This is a genomic window from Streptomyces sp. NPDC006372 (assembly GCF_040612515.1).
Lineage (GTDB): Bacteria > Actinomycetota > Actinomycetes > Streptomycetales > Streptomycetaceae > Streptomyces.
Window position 1 is genome coordinate 57,566 of record NZ_JBEXQJ010000035.1, and the last position, 21,111, is coordinate 78,676.

At 69.0% G+C, this 21,111-nt stretch carries 17 protein-coding genes; 7 read left to right on the forward strand and 10 right to left on the reverse strand.

Annotated features, from left to right (window positions below):
- Nucleotides 1–90: 90 nt before the first annotated feature.
- Together ABZ016_RS35190 and ABZ016_RS35195 are read left to right on the forward strand one after the other, a co-directional pair.
- Entirely contained in the window at nucleotides 91–975 is an 885-nt protein-coding gene (locus tag ABZ016_RS35190; RefSeq protein WP_356920772.1) for a helix-turn-helix transcriptional regulator, read from the forward strand.
- Nucleotides 972–1,181, forward strand: coding sequence for a DUF397 domain-containing protein (locus ABZ016_RS35195; protein ID WP_356920773.1), 210 nt, complete (start codon nucleotides 972–974; stop codon nucleotides 1,179–1,181). The genes ABZ016_RS35190 and ABZ016_RS35195 overlap by 4 nt, the downstream gene beginning before the upstream one ends.
- A gap of 69 nt (nucleotides 1,182–1,250) precedes the next feature.
- On the opposite strand, the gene ABZ016_RS35200 is transcribed toward ABZ016_RS35195, so the two are convergent.
- Nucleotides 1,251–1,445, reverse strand: a complete 195-nt coding sequence (locus tag ABZ016_RS35200) for a hypothetical protein (RefSeq protein ID WP_003992731.1) — start codon at nucleotides 1,443–1,445, stop codon at nucleotides 1,251–1,253.
- A gap of 177 nt (nucleotides 1,446–1,622) precedes the next feature.
- On the opposite strand from ABZ016_RS35200, the gene ABZ016_RS35205 reads away from it, so the two are divergent.
- Nucleotides 1,623–3,749 (forward strand): prolyl oligopeptidase family serine peptidase, encoded by a 2,127-nt coding sequence (locus tag ABZ016_RS35205; protein WP_356920774.1) that lies wholly within the window; start codon nucleotides 1,623–1,625, stop codon nucleotides 3,747–3,749.
- Between the two features lie 167 nt (nucleotides 3,750–3,916).
- On the opposite strand, the gene ABZ016_RS35210 is transcribed toward ABZ016_RS35205, so the two are convergent.
- From ABZ016_RS35210 to ABZ016_RS35240, 7 genes are all read right to left on the reverse strand, one after another.
- Nucleotides 3,917–5,065, reverse strand: a complete 1,149-nt coding sequence (locus ABZ016_RS35210) for a dipeptide ABC transporter ATP-binding protein (protein ID WP_356920775.1) — start codon at nucleotides 5,063–5,065, stop codon at nucleotides 3,917–3,919.
- On the reverse strand, nucleotides 5,058–6,116 hold the full coding sequence (locus tag ABZ016_RS35215) for an ABC transporter ATP-binding protein (RefSeq protein ID WP_356920776.1): 1,059 nt from the start codon (nucleotides 6,114–6,116) through the stop codon (nucleotides 5,058–5,060). Before ABZ016_RS35215 ends, ABZ016_RS35210 begins: the two co-directional genes overlap by 8 nt.
- 11 nt (nucleotides 6,117–6,127) lie before the next feature.
- Entirely contained in the window at nucleotides 6,128–7,096 is a 969-nt protein-coding gene (locus ABZ016_RS35220) for an ABC transporter permease (RefSeq protein WP_356920777.1), read from the reverse strand.
- A complete protein-coding gene (locus ABZ016_RS35225) occupies nucleotides 7,089–8,015 on the reverse strand; it encodes an ABC transporter permease (protein ID WP_003992725.1) in 927 nt (308 codons plus the stop codon). Before ABZ016_RS35225 ends, ABZ016_RS35220 begins: the two co-directional genes overlap by 8 nt.
- Nucleotides 8,016–8,161: 146 nt before the next feature.
- Nucleotides 8,162–9,802, reverse strand: coding sequence for an ABC transporter substrate-binding protein (locus ABZ016_RS35230; RefSeq protein WP_356920778.1), 1,641 nt, complete (start codon nucleotides 9,800–9,802; stop codon nucleotides 8,162–8,164).
- A gap of 600 nt (nucleotides 9,803–10,402) precedes the next feature.
- Entirely contained in the window at nucleotides 10,403–12,310 is a 1,908-nt protein-coding gene (gene typA, locus ABZ016_RS35235; protein ID WP_356920779.1) for a translational GTPase TypA, read from the reverse strand.
- 197 nt (nucleotides 12,311–12,507) lie between these two features.
- Nucleotides 12,508–14,739: an ABC transporter family substrate-binding protein gene (locus tag ABZ016_RS35240; RefSeq protein WP_356920780.1), complete on the reverse strand. Its 2,232-nt coding sequence runs from the start codon at nucleotides 14,737–14,739 to the stop codon at nucleotides 12,508–12,510.
- A gap of 288 nt (nucleotides 14,740–15,027) precedes the next feature.
- Between ABZ016_RS35240 and ABZ016_RS35245 the strand changes: the two genes are divergently transcribed.
- Genes ABZ016_RS35245 through ABZ016_RS35260 form a run of 4 tightly spaced genes read left to right on the forward strand, consistent with a single transcriptional unit; the run spans nucleotide 15,028 to nucleotide 18,939 of the window.
- On the forward strand, nucleotides 15,028–15,318 hold the full coding sequence (locus tag ABZ016_RS35245; RefSeq protein WP_356920781.1) for a hypothetical protein: 291 nt from the start codon (nucleotides 15,028–15,030) through the stop codon (nucleotides 15,316–15,318).
- Between the two features lie 54 nt (nucleotides 15,319–15,372).
- Complete coding sequence (locus ABZ016_RS35250) at nucleotides 15,373–16,209, forward strand: hypothetical protein (RefSeq protein WP_356920782.1); 837 nt, start codon at nucleotides 15,373–15,375, stop codon at nucleotides 16,207–16,209.
- A 16-nt stretch (nucleotides 16,210–16,225) separates the two neighbouring features.
- On the forward strand, nucleotides 16,226–18,166 hold the full coding sequence (locus tag ABZ016_RS35255; protein ID WP_356920783.1) for a fumarate reductase/succinate dehydrogenase flavoprotein subunit: 1,941 nt from the start codon (nucleotides 16,226–16,228) through the stop codon (nucleotides 18,164–18,166).
- Nucleotides 18,163–18,939 (forward strand): succinate dehydrogenase/fumarate reductase iron-sulfur subunit, encoded by a 777-nt coding sequence (locus ABZ016_RS35260; RefSeq protein ID WP_356920784.1) that lies wholly within the window; start codon nucleotides 18,163–18,165, stop codon nucleotides 18,937–18,939. Before ABZ016_RS35255 ends, ABZ016_RS35260 begins: the two co-directional genes overlap by 4 nt.
- Here ABZ016_RS35260 and ABZ016_RS35265 read toward each other — a convergent pair.
- Nucleotides 18,914–19,909, reverse strand: coding sequence for a phosphotransferase (locus ABZ016_RS35265; RefSeq protein WP_356920785.1), 996 nt, complete (start codon nucleotides 19,907–19,909; stop codon nucleotides 18,914–18,916). The two genes, ABZ016_RS35260 and ABZ016_RS35265, sit on opposite strands and share 26 nt — an antisense overlap.
- Nucleotides 19,906–21,051, reverse strand: a complete 1,146-nt coding sequence (locus tag ABZ016_RS35270; RefSeq protein WP_356920786.1) for a hypothetical protein — start codon at nucleotides 21,049–21,051, stop codon at nucleotides 19,906–19,908. The genes ABZ016_RS35265 and ABZ016_RS35270 overlap by 4 nt, the downstream gene beginning before the upstream one ends.
- Nucleotides 21,052–21,111: the final 60 nt, after the last annotated feature.

A 21,111-nucleotide genomic window follows, 5' to 3' on the forward strand; every position in this document is an offset into this window, starting at 1 on the left:
TCCAAGGCTTGTCCGGTGCTGTCCGGACTGTCCACGCGGTTCCGGCGGGCGGGGCGCAACGGTACGAGGCGGCACCAAGGAGGGGCGCGCATGTCGGTGAACGGCGAGGCTGTGCGGGTCAGGACCGAGGCGGAGCAGACGGAGGAGCCGGGCTGGGAGGTGGACCCGGACGACGACTGGGCGCTCGCGGTGGTGGCCACCGTGGGACGGCAGTTGAGGCTCCGTCGGGAAGCGGCCGGCATCCGGGTCGGCGAGTTCGCACTGGCGGTCGGGTACGGCGAGGACCTCGTCTACAAGATCGAGAGCGGCAAGCGGATCCCCCGGCCCGAGTACCTGGACACGGCGGACGAGGTGCTGGGCGCCGGGGGGCTCGTCGCGGCGATGAAGGAGGACGTGAAGAGGGTCAGGTACCCCAAGAAGGTGCGGGACCTGGCGCAGTTGGAGGCTCGGGCGGTGGAGCTTCAGCTCTACGATCCGCTGCACATCCACGGCCTGTTGCAGACTCCGGAGTGCGCGCGCGCCCTGCTGTCGATGCGACGCCCGGCCTACTCGACGGAGGAAGTGGAGCGGTTCATCGCTGCACGCGTGGCCCGCAAGGCGATCTTCGAGCGGGACTCGGCACCCGACCTCAGTTTCGTCCTGGAGGAGTGGACACTTCGGCGGCCACTGGGAGGAAGGGCGGTCCTGCGCGGCCAACTTGAACACCTGCTTGAGGCAGGGCACATGCGTAACGTCGAGCTTCAAGTGATGCCGATGGAACGCGAGGAGCATGCTGGGGTGGACGGCAGCATCGAGGTGCTCAAGTTCGAGGACGGTTCAGCGATCGGACGTTCACCAGCAGTGGCCAACGGACGACCGGTTTCCGACCTGCGGCAACTCCGTATCCTGGAACTTCGGTATGGCATCATCCGGGCTCAGGCACTCACACCACGTGAGTCCACTGCCTTCATCGAACAACTGCTGGGGGAGACATGATCCGCAAGACCTGGTCCGGGGACGCCTCCGGCCTGTCGTGGTTCAAGAGCAGCTACAGCAGCGGCAGTGAGGGCGATTCCTGCGTGGAGCTCGCCACCCAGCCCGGCACCGTCCACGTCCGTGACTCGAAGGACGTCGAGGGTCCCCGGCTGGCCTTCACCCCTGCCGCGTGGGCCGACTTCGTGCCGTACGCGGTCGGGTCCTGAGGCGAAACGAGGCATGCGCTCCGGCCGGGGGCCCCGGGTCCCCGGGCTCTCGGCCGGAAGCCACGGCGCTCAGAACTTGATGCTGCCGATCATGCCCGCGATGTTCGTCGTCAGCTCGCTGATCGTGGGAGCGACGGTCGAGGAGGCGAGGTAGAAGCCGAGCAGCATGCAGACGATCGCATGACCCGCCTTCAGTCCTGATTTCTTGATCAGCAGGAAGACGATGATCGCCAGCAGCACCACCGCCGAAATCGAGAGTGCCACGGCGGTTCACCTCCAAAGATCCACAGGGGCGCGGGGGGTCGGACTATGGGGGCATTAAATCCGTACAGCAGCCAGCAGGTTCATACCCACTATGCGACATTGATCATAACTATCCGTCCGTGCGCATCGATCGGCGCATGGCCGCACAAGGGGGCGCATGGCCAATATGGTCAGGGCATGACGACCGAGCCTGACTCCTTCCCCCGACGGCACGCCCGTACCCAGCGCTTCACGCTCGGCGCGCCGCGTTCGTTCACTGTGGCGCCCGACGGTTCACGAGTCGTGTTCCTTCGCTCTGGTTCCGGTACGGACCGGGCGAGTTCGCTGTGGGTCCTCGACACGGAGCAGGGCCGCGAGCGCGTCGCCGCAGACCCGCGCGACTTGCTGGGCGGCGCCCCGGAGGATCTCTCGCCCGAGGAACGCGCCCGGCGGGAACGCAGTCGCGAGGGCGGGGCCGGCATCGTCGGGTACGCCACCGACACGGCTGTCGAGTTGGCCTCTTTCGCCTTGTCAGGGCGGCTTTTCGCGGCCGAGCTGCAGGCCGGGACGGCGCGTGAACTGCCCGCTCCGGGGCCGGTGATCGACCCGCGCCCGTCGCCCGACGGGCGGTACGTCGCCTATGTCGCCCAGGGTGCCCTGCGCGTCGTGGGCGCCGAGGGGGACGGCGACCGGGCGCTCGCCGAGCCGGATTCCGAGAATGTCTCATATGGACTGGCCGAGTTCATCGCGGCCGAGGAGATGGACCGGTCGCGCGGCTTCTGGTGGGCCCCCGAGTCGGACCGGCTGCTCGTGGCACGCGTGGACGACACGCCGGTGCAGCGGTGGTGGATCTCCGACCCGGCGCACCCGGAACGCGAGCCGCAGCGGGTGGCGTACCCGGCGGCGGGCACGGGCAACGCGGACGTACGGCTGTTCGTCATCGGCCTGGACGGGGCGCGTACGGAGGTCGCCTGGGACCGGGCGCGGTATCCGTATCTGGCGCGTGTGCACTGGTCAGCGGCGGGCGCGCCGCTGCTGCTCGTACAGGCGCGCGACCAGCGCGGTCAGCTGATCCTGGCGGTGGATCCGGAGTCGGGCGCGACGCGGATGGTGCACGCCGACGAAGATCGAATTTGGCTTGATCTTTTCCCCGGGGTGCCGTGCTGGAGTCCGGCGGGGCAGCTGGTCCGGATCGCGGACGAGGGCGGTGCGCGGGTGCTGGCGGTCGGGGAACGGCCGCTCACGGGTGCGCAGTTGCATGTCCGGGCCGTGCTGGACGTCTCCGACCACGACGTGCTGGTCTCGGCGTCGGCGGGTGAGGAGGCCGCGGAGGCGGAGACGGGCCAGGTGCATGTGTACCGGGTCAACGAGCTGGGTGTGGAGCGGGTGTCGCAGGAGCCGGGCGTGCACGCGGCGGTGCGCGCCGGGGGCGTGATCGTCCTGGTCTCGGCGACGCTGGATCGGCCAGGTTCGCGGGTGCGGGTCCTGCGTGACGGAAAGCCGATCGCGACTGTCCCCTCCTATGCCGAAGACCCCGGTATGTCCCCCCGCGTGACGCTCACCGAGGGGGGCGCACGCCGCATTCCGTGCGCCGTGCTTATGCCTCGGGACTACGCCGGTGACACCCCCCTGCCGGTACTGATGGACCCGTACGGCGGGCCGCACGGCCAGCGGGTGCTCGCGGCCCACAACCCGTACCTCACCTCGCAGTGGTTCGCGGACCAGGGGTTCGCGGTGATCGTCGCGGACGGCCGGGGCACACCGGGCCGCTCACCCGCCTGGGAGAAGGGGATCCACCACGACTTCACCCTGTCCCTGGACGACCAGGTCGAGGCCTTGCAGGACCTCGCGAAGCGGTATCCGCTGGACCTGAACCGGGTGGCGATCCGCGGCTGGTCCTTCGGCGGCTGGCTGGCGGGCCTCGCGGTGCTGCGCCGGCCGGACGTCTTCCACGCGGGGATCGCGGGGGCTCCGGTGACGGACTGGCGCCTCTACGACACCCACTACACGGAGCGGTATCTCGGGGACCCGGCGCAGCACCCGGAGTCGTACGCGGCGAGCTCCCTCGTCACGGCCGAGGGGCTGTCCTCCCCCGCCGAGCCGCACCGCCCGCTGATGGTCGTGCACGGCCTCGCCGACGACAACGTGGTCGTCGCCCACGCCCTGCGCCTCTCCTCGGCCCTCCTGGCCGCCGGCCGCCCGCACGAGGTACTGCCCCTGTCCGGGGTCACCCACATCACCCCGCAGGAACAGGTCGCGGAGAACCTGCTGCTCCTCCAGGTCGACTTCCTGAAGCGCTCCCTGGGCATCGGCCGCCCGTCCTGAGCACGGCAACGGGCCGGGGCGACATGATGCGCCCCGGCCCGCTTACGGCACCCGCACGGCCGTACGCTGACCAGCCTGACGCGTCCGTATATCGGGACCGGGTCAGCTAAGTTGCCTGCGTGTTAACGCAGTTCGCGCGGGTTTGTGCACGTGCGCGACCTCGTGGATCAGGCCGCGTGGACCACGTCCTTCTCCTCCGCGAAGTGGCAGGCCGACTCGTGGGCCGCCGGGGTGTCGGAGGACTGGAAGCGTTCCGGGATGGCCAGGAGAGGGGTCTCCTGGGCGCACTTGTCCTGGGCCTTCCAGCAGCGGGTGCGGAAGCGGCAGCCCGACGGCGGGTTGGCCGGGGACGGGACGTCGCCGGTGAGGATGATCCGCTCGCGGCCCTCGCGGGACTCCGGGTCGGGGACCGGGACAGCCGACAGCAGCGCCTGGGTGTAGGGGTGCGTCGGGTGCTCGTAGATCTCCGTGTCCGTACCGATCTCGGCCATCTTGCCCAGGTACATCACACCCACCCGGTCCGAGATGTGCCGGACGATCGACAGGTCGTGCGCGATGAAGAGATACGAGAGGTTGAACTCGTTCTGCAGCTTCTCCATCAGGTTGATGACCTGCGCCTGGACGGACACGTCCAGCGCGGAGACCGGCTCGTCACAGATGATGATCTCGGGGTTCAGGGCCAGGCCCCGGGCGATGCCGATGCGCTGGCGCTGACCGCCCGAGAACTGGTGCGGGTAGCGGTTGATGTACTCCGGGTTGAGGCCGACGACGTCCAGCAGATCCTGGACCTTGCGCCGCCGGTCGCCCTTCGGGGCCACCTCGGGGTGGATCTCGAAGGTCTCCCCGATGATGTCGCCCACCGTCATACGGGGGTTCAGCGAGGTGTACGGGTCCTGGAAGACCATCTGGATGTTGCGGCGTACGGCCTTCAGGGCGCGGCCGGACAGCTTGGTGATGTCCTGGCCCTTGTAGAAGATCTCGCCCGCGGTCGCCTTCTCCAGCATCATCAGCAGCTTGGCGACCGTGGACTTGCCACAGCCGGACTCGCCCACGATGCCGAGGGTCTCGCCCTGGTAGAGGTCGAAGGAGACCCCGTCCACGGCCTTGACCGCGCCGATCTGACGCTTGAACAGGATGCCCTGGGTCAGCGGGAAGTGCTTGACCAGGTTGCGCACCTGAAGGATGGGCTCACCACGCTCGACCGGCGCCTCGATGGCGGCGACGGCCTCCTCGTCGGTGGCGGCCTCGACCGTCTCGACCTCGGTGACGTTGGGGGTGGCGTCCATGGACTCGTCCGTCTTCTCCAGGTCAGCCATGGATCGTCTCCTTCCAGAAGTGGCACGCGCTGCCGCGGCCGGCCAGCTCGCTGCCGTCCCGCTCGGTGACCGGGAGCAGCGGCGGGACGTCCGTACGGCAGATGTCCTGCGCCATGGGGCAGCGCGGGTTGAAGGCGCAACCGGAGGGGATACGCGTCAGGTTGGGCGGCAGGCCCTTGATCGCGTACAGGTCCTGGCCCTTCTGGTCCAGGCGCGGGATCGACTCGAGCAGGCCCTTGGTGTAGGGATGCGCGGGCCGCTTGTACAGCTCGTGCACCGGCGCGGTCTCCACGATCCGGCCCGCGTACATCACCGCGATCTTGTCCGCGACGTCGGCGACGACGCCGAGGTCGTGGGTGATCAGGATCAGGCCCATGTTGTACTCGCGCTGCAACTCCGCGAGCAGGTCCATGACCTGGGCCTGGACCGTCACGTCGAGGGCCGTGGTCGGCTCGTCGGCGATGATCAGGTCCGGCTCCAGGGCGAGCGCCATCGCGATCATGATGCGCTGGCGCATACCGCCGGAGAACTGGTGCGGATAGTCGCCGACGCGCTCCTTCGCGGCCGGGATCTTCACGCGGTCCATCAGCTCGATGGCCTTGGCCTTGGCTTCCTTCTTGCTCAGGCCCTGGTGGACGCGGAACATCTCGCCGAGCTGGTAACCGACGGACAGCACCGGGTTCAGCGCGGACAGCGCGTCCTGGAAGATCATGGCGATCTTCCTGCCGCGGACCTTGCGCCGGGCGTCGCCCGACATGGTGAGCATGTCCTCGCCGCGGTACAGGATCTGGCCCTGCGGGATCCGTCCGGGCGGCATGTCGAGGATGCCCATGATGGCCTGGGCGGTCACGGACTTGCCGGAACCGGACTCACCGAGCACGGCGAGGGTCTCGCCGGAGCTGACGGTGTAGTTGACGCCGTTGACGGCCTTGGCCACACCGTCACGGGTGTGGAACTCGACGTGCAGGTCGCGCACTTCGAGCAGGGGGACGTCACCCTCGGCCGCGCCGCGCGGCTCGGGGACGTTCCGGGTCTTGTCGATGGTGGTCACGTACGCCCTCCTCAGCGCAGCTTCGGGTCGAGGGCGTCGCGCACCGCGTCGCCGAGCATGATGAACGCGAAGACCGTGAGGCTGAGCATTCCGGCCGGGAACAGCAGCGTGTGCGGGTTGTCCCGGATCACCTTGCTGCCCTCGGAGATGTCGATGCCCCACGAGATCGTCGGGTCGCTGAGGCCGAGGCCGAGGAACGACAGCGTCGCCTCCGCCGAGATGTAACCGCCGAGGGCGATCGTGGCCACGACGATGGTCGGCGCGACGGCGTTCGGCATCACGTGGCGGAACAGGATCCGCGTGGTGCCGGCGCCCAGCGCCCGGGCCGCCGTCACGTAGTCCGCCTGCTTGGCCGTGATCACCGAGCTGCGCATGACGCGGGCGATCGAGGTCCAGCCGAGGAAGGCCAGGGCCAGGATGACCACGTACACCTTGCGCTCGGTGAAGGCGTTCAGGACGACCATCGTGCCGAGCAGGAACGGCAGACCGAAGAAGATGTCGACGATCCGGGAGATCACCGAGTCGATCCAGCCGCCGAAGTAGCCGGCCAGCATGCCGAGCAGCCCGCCGATCAGCGTGACGGCCGCGGTGACGCAGACGCCGACCAGGATCGAGGCCCGGGTGCCGTAGATGACACGGGCGTAGATGGAGCGGCCCTGCTGGTCGTATCCGAACCAGTCCGGCTGGAAGAAGTGCCCCAGCTCCGGCTTGCTCAGGTAGTGGCGAACCAGGTCGCCGTCACGCGGGTCGACGCTGGTGAACATGCCGGGGAACGCGGCGATCACCAGCAGCAGGACCAGCAGCACCGAGGAGATCCAGAACATGGGCCGGTGCCGCAGGTCGTACCAGGCGTCACCCCACAGGGAGCGGGGCTTGTCGCTCTTCTGCGCGCTCTGCTTGCCGGGAGCGTCGACGGCCGGCGGGGCCACGGCGTCCACGGTCGCGGAGTCGGTGGTCTGGGCCTTGGTCACGTCAGGCATACCGGATCCTCGGGTCCAGGACCGCGTACAGCAGGTCGATGAGCAGGTTGATCAGGAGGATGACGAGGACGAGGACCGTCACCACACCCGTGACCGTCGAGCCCTCGCTCGTCTGGATCGCCCTGTAGAGGAGGTTGCCGACACCCTGGATGTTGAAGATGCCCTCGGTGATGACCGCGCCGCCGATGAAGCCGCCGACGTCGGTGCCGACGAAGGTGACCACGGGAATCAGCGAGTTGCGCAGCAGGTGGACACCGATGATCCGGCGCCGGGGCAGGCCCTTGGCGAGCGCGGTCCGCATGTAGTCGGCCCGCAGGTTCTCGGCGAAGGTCGTCCTAGTCAGCCGCGCCACGTACGCCATGGAGAGCATGGCCAGGACGAACGCGGGCAGGAACAACTGCGAGTAGTCCGTGGAGTCCTGCACGTTGGGCGGCAGCCAGCCGAGTTCGTCGGCGAAGATGAACCGGGCGATGAAGCCCAGCACGAACACCGGGATGGAGATCACCGTCAGGGTGAAGACCAGCACGCCGGTGTCGGCGGCCTTACCGGCCCGCAGACCGGCCCACGCACCCAGGCCGACACCGATGATGATCTCGATGGTGATGGCCAGCAGCGTCAGCCGCAGGGTCACCGGGAAGGCCTCGGCCATCAGGTCGGCGACCGGGCGTCCGGCGAGGTTGCTGCCGAAGTCTCCCTTGAGGAGATTCAGCATGTAGTGGAAGTACTGCTCGAGGACGGGCTTGTCGAAGCCGTACTCGCGCTTGATCTGCGCGATCTGTGCGGGATCGGGAGCCTTGTCCCCGTAGATGGCCCGGACCGGGTCGCCCGGCAGGATGTGGACCATCAGGAAGATCAACAGAGTTGTCCCGATGAAGATCGGGATCATCTGGAGCAGTCGCCTGGCGGCGTAGCGCCCCATCTTGCGCCTCCATGCCGTGAGGGGTCGGCGAGGCCTGCGCACTCATCTCTACCGCAGGTCGGGGGGTGAGGTGGAGGCCTGTGCCTACGGGCCGGTGCCACCGCTCCCCTGGTCGGGAGGGGCGGCACCGGCCTGCGGTCGTCTTCTTACTTCTGCTTGACCTGGATCGTGTCGAAGATCGGGTCACCGTCCTGGCCGTACTTGATCTTGCCCAGGATGTGCCTGGACTGACCGCTGTTGACCTTGTAGAACCAGAGCGGAATCGCCGGCATGTCCTTGGCGAGGAGCTGCTCCGCCTCCTGGTACTTGGCCACGGTCTCGTCGATCGAGCCGGCCTTGTCCGCCTCGGAGCTCAGCTTGTCGAAGTCCTTGTTGGAGTAGCCGCTGGTGTTGCCGGCCGACGTGGTGCCGTACAGGTCGCGCATGAAGTTCGAGTTGACCGGGTAGTCGAGCACCCAGCCACCGCGGTACATGGACTTGACTTGGTCCTTGTCACGGGCGTCGAGGTCGGCCTGGAAGGTCGGCTTCGGGTCGCCGGTGCACTCCACGCCGGTGACCTTGCGGATCGAGTTGCAGACCGCGTCGACCCACGGCTTGTGGTCCTGGTCGGCGTTGTACTGGATCTGGATCTTGTTGCCCGGGACGCCGCCGCCCTCCTGGACGAGCTTCTTGGCCTGGGCCGGGTCGAACTTGACGACGTCGCCGAGCGCGCCCTTCTTGTAGCCGAGCACGCCGGGGGCGACGTAGGAGTCGGCCGGGGTACGCGTGCCCTGAAGCACGGTCTTGGTGATCGTCTGGCGGTCGATCGCCATGGACAGACCCTGGATGACCTTGGGGTCGATGTCCTTGAACTGCTTGGTGTAGAACGCCGGGACGATCGACTGGACGGCCGAGTACGGCTGGTCGATGGCGCGGTCGCCGAGGTCCGACTTGTAGTTCGTCAGCGCGGTGGTGGGGACCTGCTCGATCCAGTCCACGTTGTCGGAGCGCAGGTCCGAGTACGCGGCGTCGGCGGTCGTGTAGTTCTTGAAGTCGATACCGCCGTTCTTGGCGGCGTTCGGGCCCTTGTAGTCCGCGAACTTGCGGACCTTGATGAGCTTGTTGTGCTCCCAGGACACGAACTTGTACGGGCCGTTGCCGATCGGCTTCTGGCCGAAGCCCTTCGGGTCCTTGAAGAAGGCCTCGGGCAGCGGCGCCCACACGTCGTAGCCCAGCTTGTACGCGAAGTACGAGACCGGCTGCGTCAGCTTGACGGTGAAGGTGTTGTCGTCGACGACCTTCAGGCCCGACATCTTGTCGGTCTTCGGGTCACCCTTCTCCGGGTGCACCTGGTCGAAGCCCACGATGTCGGCGAACCAGCTGGAGTTGGTCTGGTTGTTCTTGATGTTGGCCGACCAGTTCCAGGAGTCCACGTAGGACTTGGCGGTGACCGGGGTGCCGTCGTGGAACTTCCAGCCCGGCTTGAGCTTGACGGTCCACTCGGACGAGTCGTCGTTCGGCGTGACCGACTCGGCGTTGACGTACTCGAGCTTGCCGGTGCCGGGCTCGTAGTCGACCAGACCCGCGAAGATCGTGCGCAGGACACGGCTGCCCTGGCTCTCCTTGGCGTTGGCCGGCTGCAGCGGGTTCTGAGGCTCGCTCAGCTGCGCAGTGACGATGCCGTTCGGGTCGGCCTTGCCCTTGTTCATGTCGTCGCTGCCGCTGTCGTCGCCGCCGCCGCAGGCGGTGGCGGCCAGAGCGACGACTATCGCCCCCGCGACCCACTTGGCGCTCTTGGCACCGCGCATGGGTTCCTCCTATGAAGTCATTGGTTCACCGCGAAGGGAGCACAGGACGGATCACCGCCACAGCCCGTCGCCGGTGCCGGTTTCGTCAGGTGCCCCCGCGCTCGTGAGTCGGCGCCGCCTCCAGCGCATGACCCGTTCATCCGAGCTCTACGCGCCTAACTATCTGCCAAACGCCTGGACCGAACCACACTCTCGAGGTCTCGGTTCGATCACAGCTCTCGCCTACATCTTCCAAAATCCGGACAAAGGGTTTGGTGAAAGATCCCTGCGAAACGGACTTGTTACACATCTATCGGTGGGGGCTGTCCGCATTCCGGACGCGAGAGTGAGATAAACCGCTTGCGACGGGGCAGACTCCCGTGCAGGGTGCCCTGGTGCCTGTCGCGCGCTCAAGAAGCCTGTGCGGCAAGGCCGTTGCGCGAACCCCGGAGCCGGAGCGGCGCGGCGCTTCCGGAAAAGGGTAGTGGGAACAGGGCGTTCCGGACGCCGCTCCCGGGCAAATCGAGGGTTTTCCCTAACCCTGCCCTTGACGTTCTGTCTTCTTCACGACGACACCGGGCACCCCGCCTCGCGGGGTGCCCGGTGTCGTCGTGGTGCGTGTCAGCCGTGCTTGGCGCGGCTCGCGGCGCGGGCGCGCTCGCGGGCGTCCAGGTTCACCTTGCGGATGCGCACGGCCTCCGGGGTGACCTCCACGCACTCGTCGTCGCGGCAGAACTCAAGGGACTGCTCCAGCGACAGCTTGCGCGGCGGGACGATCGACTCGGTCACGTCGGCCGTGGACGACCGCATGTTGGTGAGCTTCTTCTCCTTGGTGATGTTGACGTCCATGTCGTCGGAACGGGAGTTCTCGCCGACGATCATGCCCTCGTACACCTCGGTGCCCGGCTCGGTGAACAGCACGCCGCGCTCCTGGAGGTTGGTCATCGCGAAGGCGGTGACCGCACCGGCGCGGTCGGCGACCAGGGAGCCGTTGTTACGGGTCTGGAGCGCGCCGAACCAGGGCTCGAAGCCCTCGTGGATGGAGTGGCCGATGCCCGTGCCGCGGGTCTGCGTCAGGAACTCGGTCCGGAAACCGATCAGACCGCGGGAGGGGACGACGAACTCCATGCGGACCCAGCCGGAGCCGTGGTTGGACATGTTGTCCATACGGCCCTTGCGCACGCCCATGAGCTGCGTGACCGCGCCCATGTGCTCCTCGGGCACGTCGATCGTCATGCGCTCGACGGGCTCGTACGTCTTGCCGTCGACCTCCTTGGTGACGACCTGGGGCTTGCCGATGGTCAGCTCGAAGCCCTCCCGGCGCATCGTCTCGACCAGGATGGCCAGCGCCAGCTCGCCGCGGCCCTGCACCTCCCAGGCGTCCGGCCGCTCGGTGTCGAGCACGCGGAGGCTGACGTTACCGATCAGCTCGCGGTCGAGGCGGTCCTTGACCTGGCGTGCGGTGACCTTGCGGTCCTTGACGGCCGCCTTGTTGTCGGCGCCCTTGCCGGTGGCACCGCGGCCGACCAGCGGGGAGGTGTTGGTGCCGATGACCATGGAGATGGCGGGCTCGTCGACCGTGATCAGCGGCAGCGCGACCGGGTTCTCCGGGTCGGCCAGGGTCTCGCCGATCATGATGTCGGGGATACCGGCCACGGCGCAGATGTCACCGGGGCCGGCCATCTCGGCCGGCTTGCGGGTGAGCGCCTCGGTCATCATCAGCTCGGAGATGCGGACGTTGCTGACGGACCCGTCGCGCTTCATCCACGCGACCGTCTGGCCCTTGCGCAGCTCGCCCTGCTCGACGCGGAGCAGCGCGATACGGCCGAGGAAGTTGTCGGCGTCCAGGTTGGTGACGTGCGCCTGGAGCGGGGCGGCCTCGTCGTAGGTCGGGGCCGGGATGTGCTCCAGGATCGTGGTGAAGAACGGCTCCAGGCTGGTGGAGTCGGACGGGACCGTGCCGTTGTCCGGCTTGGTCAGCGAGGCGATGCCGTCACGGCCGCAGGCGTAGACGATCGGGAACTCGATCTGCTCCTCGTCGGCGTCCAGGTCGAGGAAGAGGTCGTAGGTCTCGTTGACGACCTCGTCGATCCGGGAGTCCGGGCGGTCCGTCTTGTTGATGCACAGGATGACGGGCAGGCGCTGCTGGAGGGCCTTGCGCAGCACGAAGCGGGTCTGCGGGAGCGGGCCCTCGGAGGCGTCCACGAGCAGGACGACGCCGTCGACCATCGACAGACCGCGCTCGACCTCGCCGCCGAAGTCGGCGTGGCCGGGGGTGTCGATGATGTTGATGGTGATGACATCCCCCCCGTCCTTCGGGTGGTACTTCACCGCCGTGTTCTTGGCGAGGATCGTGATGCCCTTCTCACGCTCCAGGTCGTTCGAGTCCATGACCCGGTCGTCGACGGAGTCGAGCTGATGGGCGGCGAAGGCACCGGCCTGCTTCAGCATGCCGTCGACGATGGTGGTCTTGCCGTGGTCGACGTGGGCGACGATGGCGACGTTACGGATGTCGTGGCGCGTGGCCATATTGAGGCGTACTCCCGGAGTGGTGAGGAATGCCCTGCGCGTACGTCACTGGTGCGCGGGCCCTGCCGGGCTCAACATGCCACGGCCTCACCCCATGGTACGGGTATGCGCCCGATGGGGTGAGCCGGGATACGTCGGTGCAGGTCAGGCCTGGTAATGAGGTGCTCGGCGGCCGTGCCTGGGCCGGTCGGACCGCGTCAGCTGTTGCTCGCCGAGGGGCCTCCGGCCGCTTTCATGCCCTTCTTCAGGAAGCCCATGTCCTCGAAGGCCGGGGTGCCGAGGCCGAACGCGCCGGTGTTCACCAGGTTCTTGCGGGCCGCCATGAGCTGGGGGCGCTGGTAGAGGGGGATCGAGCCGGCCGCGGCCCAGATCCGGGAGTCGGCCTTGCGGATGAGGGAGCGGGACTCGCCCTCGTCGAGGGTGGCCACGGCCTGGTCGAAGAGCTGGTCGACCTGGTCGGTGCCGACGCGGGTGTAGTTCTGCTCGATGTTCAGCGAGCCGTCGGCGGCCGGGACCGGCTTGGCGTAGACGGGGCGGGCGTCGGTGGCGGGGAAGGCGGTGGTGGGCCAGGAGTACAGGGCGAGGTCGTACTGGCCGGACGCGATGTGGTCCTTGAAGTAGGACTCGTCGGAGACCTTGGAGATCTCCGTGCCGATGCCGACGCTTTCCAGCATGCGGGAGATGCGGTCGGCGACCGTGCGCAGCGTCTGGGAGCCGGGCCCGGAGGGGAGGACGAAGCGGAGCGTGAGGGCCTTGCCGTTCTTGGCGAGCGGGGCGGCCTCACGGCCCGCCGGGGCGGCGGTGCCCTGGGGGGCGTACGCGCCGGGGGCGCCGTCCTGGTACTGCTTGCCGTCCTGGGCGGGCCGGCCGGCCGGGTCGTGACGGCGGTGTGCCTTGCCGTCCTCGGCGCTGTTCTTCTCGGCGCTGTTCTTCTCGGCGCTCTTCTTCTCGCCGCCGTTCTCCTCGCCGCTTTCCTCCTCGCCGACGATGTACGTGCTGTCGTCGCCGTCCGACTCCTCGTCGGAGGACTTGCCGGCCTTCTTGCCCTCGGCGCCGGCCGCCTTCTCCCCCTTCTTCTTCTCCTCCTTCACGGGTCCGCCCCGTACCCATCCGGCGTCGGCGAGCAGGGCCTGCGCCTCCTTGGTGTCCTGGTCGCCGAGGGCGCCGCTGTTGTCGGCGTAGGCGGCCTGGCCGGACAGGGCCAGGTGGCTGCCGACCGGTACGGCGGGCAGGCCGAGCGGTTTGAGGACGGTGGCGACCAGTTCCTTGCGGTCCAGGGCCCGGGCGACGGCCCGGCGGACGCGCTCGTCGGCGAGGGGGCCCTCGGCGCCGTTCAGGGCGAGCTGGGTGTAGGCGGGTTCCAGGGACTTGCGCACCTCGAAGCCGCGCAGGGCCTGCTGCTGCCGGGCGTCCTTCGCGGCCGCCTTGCTCCGCTTCTCGTTCCTGTTCTTGTTCTTGCCGGAGGCGGTCTTCTCGTCGGAGCCCTGCTCCCCGTCCGCGGCGGAGGGGCTCGCGCTGGGGCCCATCACCGGGCTGCCGGAGCTGCGGGGCTGGGCGGTGACCGTGATGCGGCGGGCCGCGGAGGGGTCGACCTCGGCCAGGTCGAGGGTGCCGGCGGCCAGCTCGTCGGCCCGCTTGTCGCGCGGGACCGAGCGCAGCACGATCTCGGAGAGCTTGGCGGGCTCGCCCCACCAGCGTGCGTTGCGCGCGAGGGTGATCTCGTCGTCCTTGCGGTCGACCTTCTTCACGGTGAAGGGACCGGCGGTGACCTTGAGCTTCTTGCGCGCCCCGTCGTTGAAGGCGTCCGGGGTGCCCATGACGTCCTTCGGGTACAGCGGCGAGAACAGCGACCGCCAGTCGGCATAGGGGCGGCTGAAGGTGACCCTGACCTCCAGGGCGTTGTCGCCGCGCTCGATCTTCTGGACGCGGTCGTAGCCGGCGTTGCGGGCGGTCCAGTAGGCGGTGTCCTTGCCGGACAGGGCGCGCCACTGGGCGGCGAAGTCGGCGGCGCCGATCTCCCGGCCGTCGCTCCACACGGCCTGCTGGTTGAGCTTGTACAGGACGACCTGCTTGGGCTCGGTCTCGACGACCTCGGCGGACTCCAGGTAGTCGGGGTTGCGCTCGGGCCGGCCTTCGGCGTTCATCCGGAACATCGACGGCAGGACGGCCTGGGCGACGCGGGTGGTGGTGGCGTCGGCGTCCGACTGGAAGGTGTTCAGGGTGTCGGGCACGGAGTCCACGGCCCAGCGCAGGGTGCCGCCGTCGGCGATCCGGGCGCGGGCGGCGGGCTGGATGTCGGGGGCGGCGAGCGGCTTGCCGGCCGGGTCCTCGGAGCCGCATCCGGCGAGCGCGGGCACCGCGAGCACTCCCGCGGTGAGGAAGGCGACCGAGCGCGAGACCGCACGCGGGCCGACGCCGTGCTGGGACATCTGTGCTACCTCCGGGAAGCCGCGGGCGTTATGATCACTTTTGGCGGTATTTGGCTTTCATCTGATGTATGCCGCCACTGAAGAGGAAAGGGTTCGGCAACACAGGGCGACACGGCGGCCACAGGCGGGAAGTCACCCGACCGGCGCAATGCACGGCGCGGTGCACCCACACGCCTCGGCCAATCGATGCACATCCCTTCACAGCACAAGGTGTGACGCGCAACACTCGCAGGCGCATGAGCATTGCCGCCTTGGGCCTCGAAGGACCTGCGGAAGTGAGGACAAGTCATGTCCGTGCACGACGAACTGACGTCAGTCCAGCGCAGTCTCGACGAACTGTTCCGATCAGTGGGACGCCTCGAGAAGCAGCTCGGCACCGGCGGCCTGGAGATGCGCCGCGTCCGTGCCGACGCCAACCACCTGCGCGAGAGCGTCGCCCTGCTGCGCGACGCCGCCGCGTCACCGGCCGCACCGAAGCGCCCCGAGCTCGTCACGATCTCGGACGACCCGTACGACTCCGCCCTGTGGCGTGACTCGGACGACGAGGGGCTCGGCGCCCGGGACCGGCGCGCTCCCTGACCGGGGAGGAGTCGAACGACCGGCCCCTCCCCCGAACCCGACCGGAGTCGTCACATGACCACTGGTACGGAACCTCCCGCCACAGAACCCAGACACCCGAGCGGCGGCGTACGGGCGGGTACGCGCGCCGCGATCGACGCCCCGCACCTGCGTACCGACCGGTGGTGGCTGGCTCCGGCCTGCACGGCCGCCGGCCTGCTGGCCTTCATCGTCTACTCGACCTGGCGGGCCTTCGCGAACGCCGACTACTACGCGGCGCCGTACGTCTCGCCCTTCTACTCCCCCTGCCTGGCGGAGAACTGCGAGACGATGAGGGGCGGCCCGAACTGGGAGATCTTCGGAGGCTGGTGGGGCATCTCCCCCGCCATCATCATCCTGATCTTCCCGCTCGGCTTCCGCCTGACCTGCTACTACTACCGCAAGGCGTACTACCGGGGCTTCTGGGCGTCCCCGCCCGCGTGCGCGGTGGCCGAGCCGCACAAGAAGTACACCGGTGAGACCCGCTTCCCGCTGATCCTGCAGAACATCCACCGCTATTTCTTCTACGCCGCGCTCCTCGTCGCCGGGATCCTCACGTACGACACCGTGCTCGCCTTCCGCGACGAGCACTACGCGTGGGGCCACATGGGCCTGGGCACGATCGTGTTCCTGGTCAACATCGTGCTGATCTGGGCGTACACGATCTCCTGCCACTCCTGCCGGCACATCGTCGGCGGCAAGCTGAAGCACTTCTCCAAACATCCCGTGCGCTATCGGATGTGGCAGTGGGCGGGGAAGCTCAACGCCCGGCACATGCAGCTCGCCTGGGCGTCGCTGGTGAGCGTGGCGCTCGCCGACTTCTACGTCTACCTGGTCGCGTCCGGCGCCTTCGACGATCCGCGGTTCTTCTGATGAGTGGAGCGTTCTGATGTCCGTGGTCGACCGGCAGGAGTGGGACGTCGTCGTGGTGGGCGCCGGTGGCGCGGGCCTGCGCGCCGCCATCGAGGCCCGCGAGCGGGGCGCCCGTACGGCCGTGATCTGCAAATCGCTGTTCGGCAAGGCGCACACGGTGATGGCCGAGGGCGGCATCGCCGCGGCGATGGCCAACGCCAACGAGAACGACACCTGGCAGACCCACTTCCGCGACACCATGCGCGGCGGCAAGTTCCTCAACCAGTGGCGGATGGCCGAGCTGCACGCCCAGGAGGCGCCCCAGCGGGTGTGGGAGCTGGAGACCTGGGGGGCGCTGTTCGACCGCACCAAGGACGGCCGGATCTCCCAGCGCAACTTCGGCGGTCACGAGTACCCGCGCCTCGCCCACGTCGGCGACCGCACCGGCCTGGAGCTGATCCGCACCCTTCAGCAGAAGATCGTCTCCCTCCAGCAGGAGGACTACAAGGAGACCGGCGACTACGAGTCCCGGCTGAAGGTCTTCCAGGAGTGCACGGTCACCCGCGTGCTCAAGGAGGACGCCCGGGTCTCCGGGGTCTTCGCCTACGAGCGCGAGTCGGGCCGCTTCTTCGTCCTGGAGGCGCCCGCCGTGGTGATCGCGACGGGCGGCATCGGCAAGTCCTTCAAGGTCACGTCGAACTCCTGGGAGTACACGGGCGACGGCCACGCGCTGGCCCTCCTCGCCGGCGCTCCCCTGCTGAACATGGAGTTCGTGCAGTTCCACCCGACCGGCATGGTCTGGCCGCCGTCGGTGAAGGGCATCCTCGTCACCGAGTCGGTGCGCGGCGACGGCGGTGTGCTGCGCAACTCCGACGGCAAGCGGTTCATGTTCGACTACGTCCCCGACGTCTTCAAGGACAAGTACGCGGAGACGGAGGACGAGGCCGACCGCTGGTACGACGACCCGGACCACAACCGGCGCCCGCCCGAGCTGCTCCCCCGCGACGAGGTGGCGCGGGCGATCAACGCCGAGGTGAAGGAGGGGCGCGGCTCCCCGCACGGGGGCGTCTTCCTCGACGTGTCGACGCGCATGCCCGCCGAGGTCATCAAACGACGGCTGCCCTCGATGTACCACCAGTTCAAGGAGCTGGCCGACGTCGACATCACCGCGGAGGCCATGGAGGTCGGGCCCACCTGTCACTACGTGATGGGCGGTGTCGCGGTCGAGTCCGACACGGCGGCGGCGCGCGGGGTGCCGGGCCTGTTCGCGGCCGGTGAGGTGGCCGGCGGCATGCACGGCTCCAACCGGCTCGGCGGCAACTCGCTGTCCGACCTGCTGGTGTTCGGGCGCCGGGCCGGCTGGCACGCGGCCGAGTACGCGGCGGGCTCGGCCGGGGCACGCCCGGCCGTGGACGACGTCCAGATCGACTCCGCCGCCGCCGAGGCGCTGCGGCCCTTCTCGGCCGAGGCGGAGATCGAGGAACCGGCCGGCGGCCCGCCGGAGAACCCGTACACCCTGCACCAGGAACTCCAGCAGACGATGAACGACCTGGTCGGCATCATCCGCCGCGAGACGGAGATGAAACAGGCCCTGGAGAAGCTGGCCGAGCTGCGGGTACGGGCACGCCGGGCCGGGGTCGAGGGGCACAGGCAGTTCAACCCGGGCTGGCACCTCGCCCTGGACCTGAGGAACATGCTGCTGGTCAGCGAGTGCGTGGCGCGTGCCGCCCTGGAGCGCACCGAGTCGCGCGGCGGGCACACCCGCGAGGACCATCCGGTGATGGACCGCAAGTGGCGCCCGGTCAACCTGCTCTGTGCCCTCACCGACCCGACGGGCGGCCTGGCGGCGACGGACCCGGTCCGCGGCCAGATCACCCTCACCCGCGAGACCACCGAACCCGTCCGTGCCGACCTGCTCGCCCTCTTCGACAAGGAGGAGCTGGTCAAGTACCTGGCCGAAGAGGAGCTGTACGAATGAGCGGCTACACAGCCCACTTCAAGGTGTGGCGCGGGGACGCGGGCGGCGGCGGCCTGGAGGATTTCAAGGTCGAGGTCAACGAGGGCGAGGTGGTGCTCGACATCATCCACCGCCTCCAGGCCACCCAGGCGCCCGATCTCGCCGTGCGCTGGAACTGCAAGGCGGGCAAGTGCGGTTCCTGCTCGGCGGAGATCAACGGCCGGCCGCGGCTGATGTGCATGACGCGCATGTCGGTGTTCGACCGGGAGGAGACCATCACGGTGACACCGCTGCGGGCGTTCCCGGTCGTCCGCGACCTGGTCACCGACGTCGGCTTCAACTACATCAAGGCCAGGGAGGTCCCGTCCTTCGTGCCGCCGGCCGGTGTCGCTCCCGGCGAGTACCGGATGATGCAGGAGGACGTGGACCGTTCGCAGGAGTTCCGCAAGTGCATCGAGTGCTTCCTGTGCCAGGACACCTGCCATGTGGTCCGTGACCACGAGGAGAACAAGCAGGCGTTCGCGGGTCCCCGTTTCCTGATGCGGGTGGCGGAGCTGGACATGCACCCGCTGGACGCGGCGGCGGAGTCGGGCCTGGACCGCAAGACCACCGCCCAGGACGAACACGGTCTGGGCTACTGCAACATCACCAAGTGCTGTACGGAGGTCTGCCCCGAGGGCATCAAGATCACGGACAACGCGCTGATCCCCCTGAAGGAACGGGCGGTCGACCGCAAGTACGACCCGCTGGTGTGGCTGGGCTCGAAGATCAGGAGACGGTCCTCAGCAGGCTGAGCGCCTCCTGGAGGTTGTGTTCGGCGATCTCCCGCATCCGCTCCGGGTGCGGGAAGTCGCCCTCGATGAGGGTGAGCGGGCCGGAGACGAGCCCGATGTGCATCGACAGCCGGTACAGGTTCAGGCGGGCCTCGTCCAGCCCCGGGGCCCGCAGGGCGTCGTAGTGGGGGCCGAAGCGGAGCCGGAGGAAGACGTGCTCCTGCTCCACGTCGAAGTACATCAGGCCCTCGATGTCGATGAGGGCGGGCTGTCCGTCGGGGGCGAGCAGGACGTGGTCCGGTCCGAGTTCGCCGTGGACGAGGGTGTGGCGGTCACGGGGGCGGACCTCGGCGGCCAGGACCTGGATCATGCCCTCCAGCTCCCGGCGTACGGCGGCGACCCGGGGTTCGCGGCGGGCCGCTTCGGCGATGCCGCGCAGGGCGCCCTCGGTGACGCGCTGCTCGCAGGAGGCGGCGTCGGAGGAGCCGCCGCTGTCGACGAGGGCGACCTTGCCGAGGCGGGGCCCGGTGCGGGCGTGCAGGGTGGCGAGCAGCTCCGCCATCCGCTCCATGGCCCGCGGTGCCTGGTCCGGGTCGCGGGCCAGGGCTTCTTCCAGGCTGCCGCCGGTCAGGTCCTCGACGACGGCGGCCTCCGCCGGGAGGTGGGTGCGCGTGGCGTCGGCGTACCGGAGCCCGGGCGTACGGACGCCGGCCGCGGCCAGCCGGTCGTGGGCCGCCGTGAACAGGTCGAGGCCGGTGCCGTGGGAGAAGGGGTCGCGGGGGTCGGAGGGACCGGAGTCCCAGTAGTCCTCGCCGGCCGACCACACGTAGGCGACGGCCGTGGAGTCGTCGTCCAGGGTCAGGCGGTAGACGCCCTTCTTGGTGCCGCCGCGCAGGCGTTCCACGCCGGTGAGGGTGCGGCCGGGGCCCAGCGCCGCGCGGGCGAGGGGGGCGAGGTCGGTGCGGGTGAGGGGGCGCCGGGTCGTGGTCACCGCACCCAGTCTTCCTTGTACGCACGCCAGTCCGCCTCGGTCGCGGCGAAGTCGATGTACAGCGCGACGCCGAAGTTGGCCCGGTCGGCGTCCGTGCGGGACAGGCCCAGGCGGACGCCGCGGACGGCGGCGGGCACGGTCTCGGCGTGGTTCCAGTGGCCGAAACGGTTCTCGTGGAAGAAGGGCAGGCCCATCAGCAGGTCGGTGGAGGGCGGGGTGACCTCCAGGGCGAGCGAGGTCTGCTGGGCGACGTAGCCGCCGTAGGTGCTCTGCAGCGGCTGCATGGTGTCGTACGACATCACGGCGATCTGGTCGACGCGGCGGGCGACCTGGCCGAAGAACTCCTGCGACCACCACTTGGGGTGGCCGGTGACGCCGCCCCACACGGTGTGGAAGGCCGGGAGCGGGTCGATCTGGTGGGCGGCGACGGAGAGTTGTGCGTCCCGGGAGCGGGTTTCGCGGCGCAGCGAGTCGAGGAGGGTGAGGTAGTCGCGGTCACCGGAGTGCAGGGGTTCCAGGTCGAAGTGGATGCCCTCGTAGCCGGTGTCCAGGACCTGGCGGGCTGAGCGGACGACTGCGGCGCGGGTGTCCGGGTTCTCCAGGCGCATGCCGTCGGGGGTCTCGGTGGCCAGGACATCACCGAGGAAGGCCTGGACGCGGATGCCGGGCAGTTTCTCGTGCACGGCGTCGATGAACCAGCGGGCCCTCGGATAGACCGACTCGGGGAGGGTGCCGTCGTGCTCCAGCGGGCCCGAGTGGACGTACAGGTCACGGACGCCGGTGCCTCGCAGGCGGCGGGCCAGGGCGGTGACGTCGGAGTCCTTCTTCCGGCCGTCCACCCAGGCGTGGCCGAGCCAGAGGGCGTCGCGGTCCCTGGTGTACGTGCCGTCGGCCGGATCGCCCGTGTAGTTGACGCGGAGAACTGCGAGGGCGGCCAGGAGCGGGACCAGGAGCACCAGCAGCAGAGCGACCACCGCACGCCTGACCCAGCGCCGACGGCGTCCCTTCTCGGGGGTGGTGTCTTCCGTTTCGGGGGTGGTGTCCTCCGTTTCGGGGGTCGTGTCACCCTTCTCAGAGGCCGTGTCCCCCGCCTCAGGGGTCCTGTCCTCCGTCTCGAGGGTCGTGTCCTCCGTGTCTTCCATGCCGTCTTCCCCCCGGTGGTGCGATCGGTGTTGCCGGGGATGACGATCAGCACGGACGTT

Excerpts from the sequence above, each read along its gene's own strand:
- ABZ016_RS35190 (WP_356920772.1), top strand. The coding sequence starts at position 91 with ATGTCGGTGAACGGCGAGGCTGTGCGGGTCAGGACCGAGGCGGAGCAG.
- ABZ016_RS35195 (WP_356920773.1), top strand. The coding sequence starts at position 972 with ATGATCCGCAAGACCTGGTCCGGGGACGCCTCCGGCCTGTCGTGGTTC.
- ABZ016_RS35205 (WP_356920774.1), top strand. The coding sequence starts at position 1,623 with ATGACGACCGAGCCTGACTCCTTCCCCCGACGGCACGCCCGTACCCAG.
- ABZ016_RS35210 (WP_356920775.1), bottom strand. The coding sequence starts at position 5,065 with ATGGCTGACCTGGAGAAGACGGACGAGTCCATGGACGCCACCCCCAAC.
- ABZ016_RS35220 (WP_356920777.1), bottom strand. The coding sequence starts at position 7,096 with ATGCCTGACGTGACCAAGGCCCAGACCACCGACTCCGCGACCGTGGAC.
- ABZ016_RS35225 (WP_003992725.1), bottom strand. The coding sequence starts at position 8,015 with ATGGGGCGCTACGCCGCCAGGCGACTGCTCCAGATGATCCCGATCTTC.
- ABZ016_RS35230 (WP_356920778.1), bottom strand. The coding sequence starts at position 9,802 with ATGCGCGGTGCCAAGAGCGCCAAGTGGGTCGCGGGGGCGATAGTCGTC.
- typA (WP_356920779.1), bottom strand. The coding sequence starts at position 12,310 with ATGGCCACGCGCCACGACATCCGTAACGTCGCCATCGTCGCCCACGTC.
- ABZ016_RS35240 (WP_356920780.1), bottom strand. The coding sequence starts at position 14,739 with ATGTCCCAGCACGGCGTCGGCCCGCGTGCGGTCTCGCGCTCGGTCGCC.
- ABZ016_RS35245 (WP_356920781.1), top strand. The coding sequence starts at position 15,028 with ATGTCCGTGCACGACGAACTGACGTCAGTCCAGCGCAGTCTCGACGAA.
- ABZ016_RS35250 (WP_356920782.1), top strand. The coding sequence starts at position 15,373 with ATGACCACTGGTACGGAACCTCCCGCCACAGAACCCAGACACCCGAGC.
- ABZ016_RS35255 (WP_356920783.1), top strand. The coding sequence starts at position 16,226 with ATGTCCGTGGTCGACCGGCAGGAGTGGGACGTCGTCGTGGTGGGCGCC.
- ABZ016_RS35260 (WP_356920784.1), top strand. The coding sequence starts at position 18,163 with ATGAGCGGCTACACAGCCCACTTCAAGGTGTGGCGCGGGGACGCGGGC.
- ABZ016_RS35270 (WP_356920786.1), bottom strand. The coding sequence starts at position 21,051 with ATGGAAGACACGGAGGACACGACCCTCGAGACGGAGGACAGGACCCCT.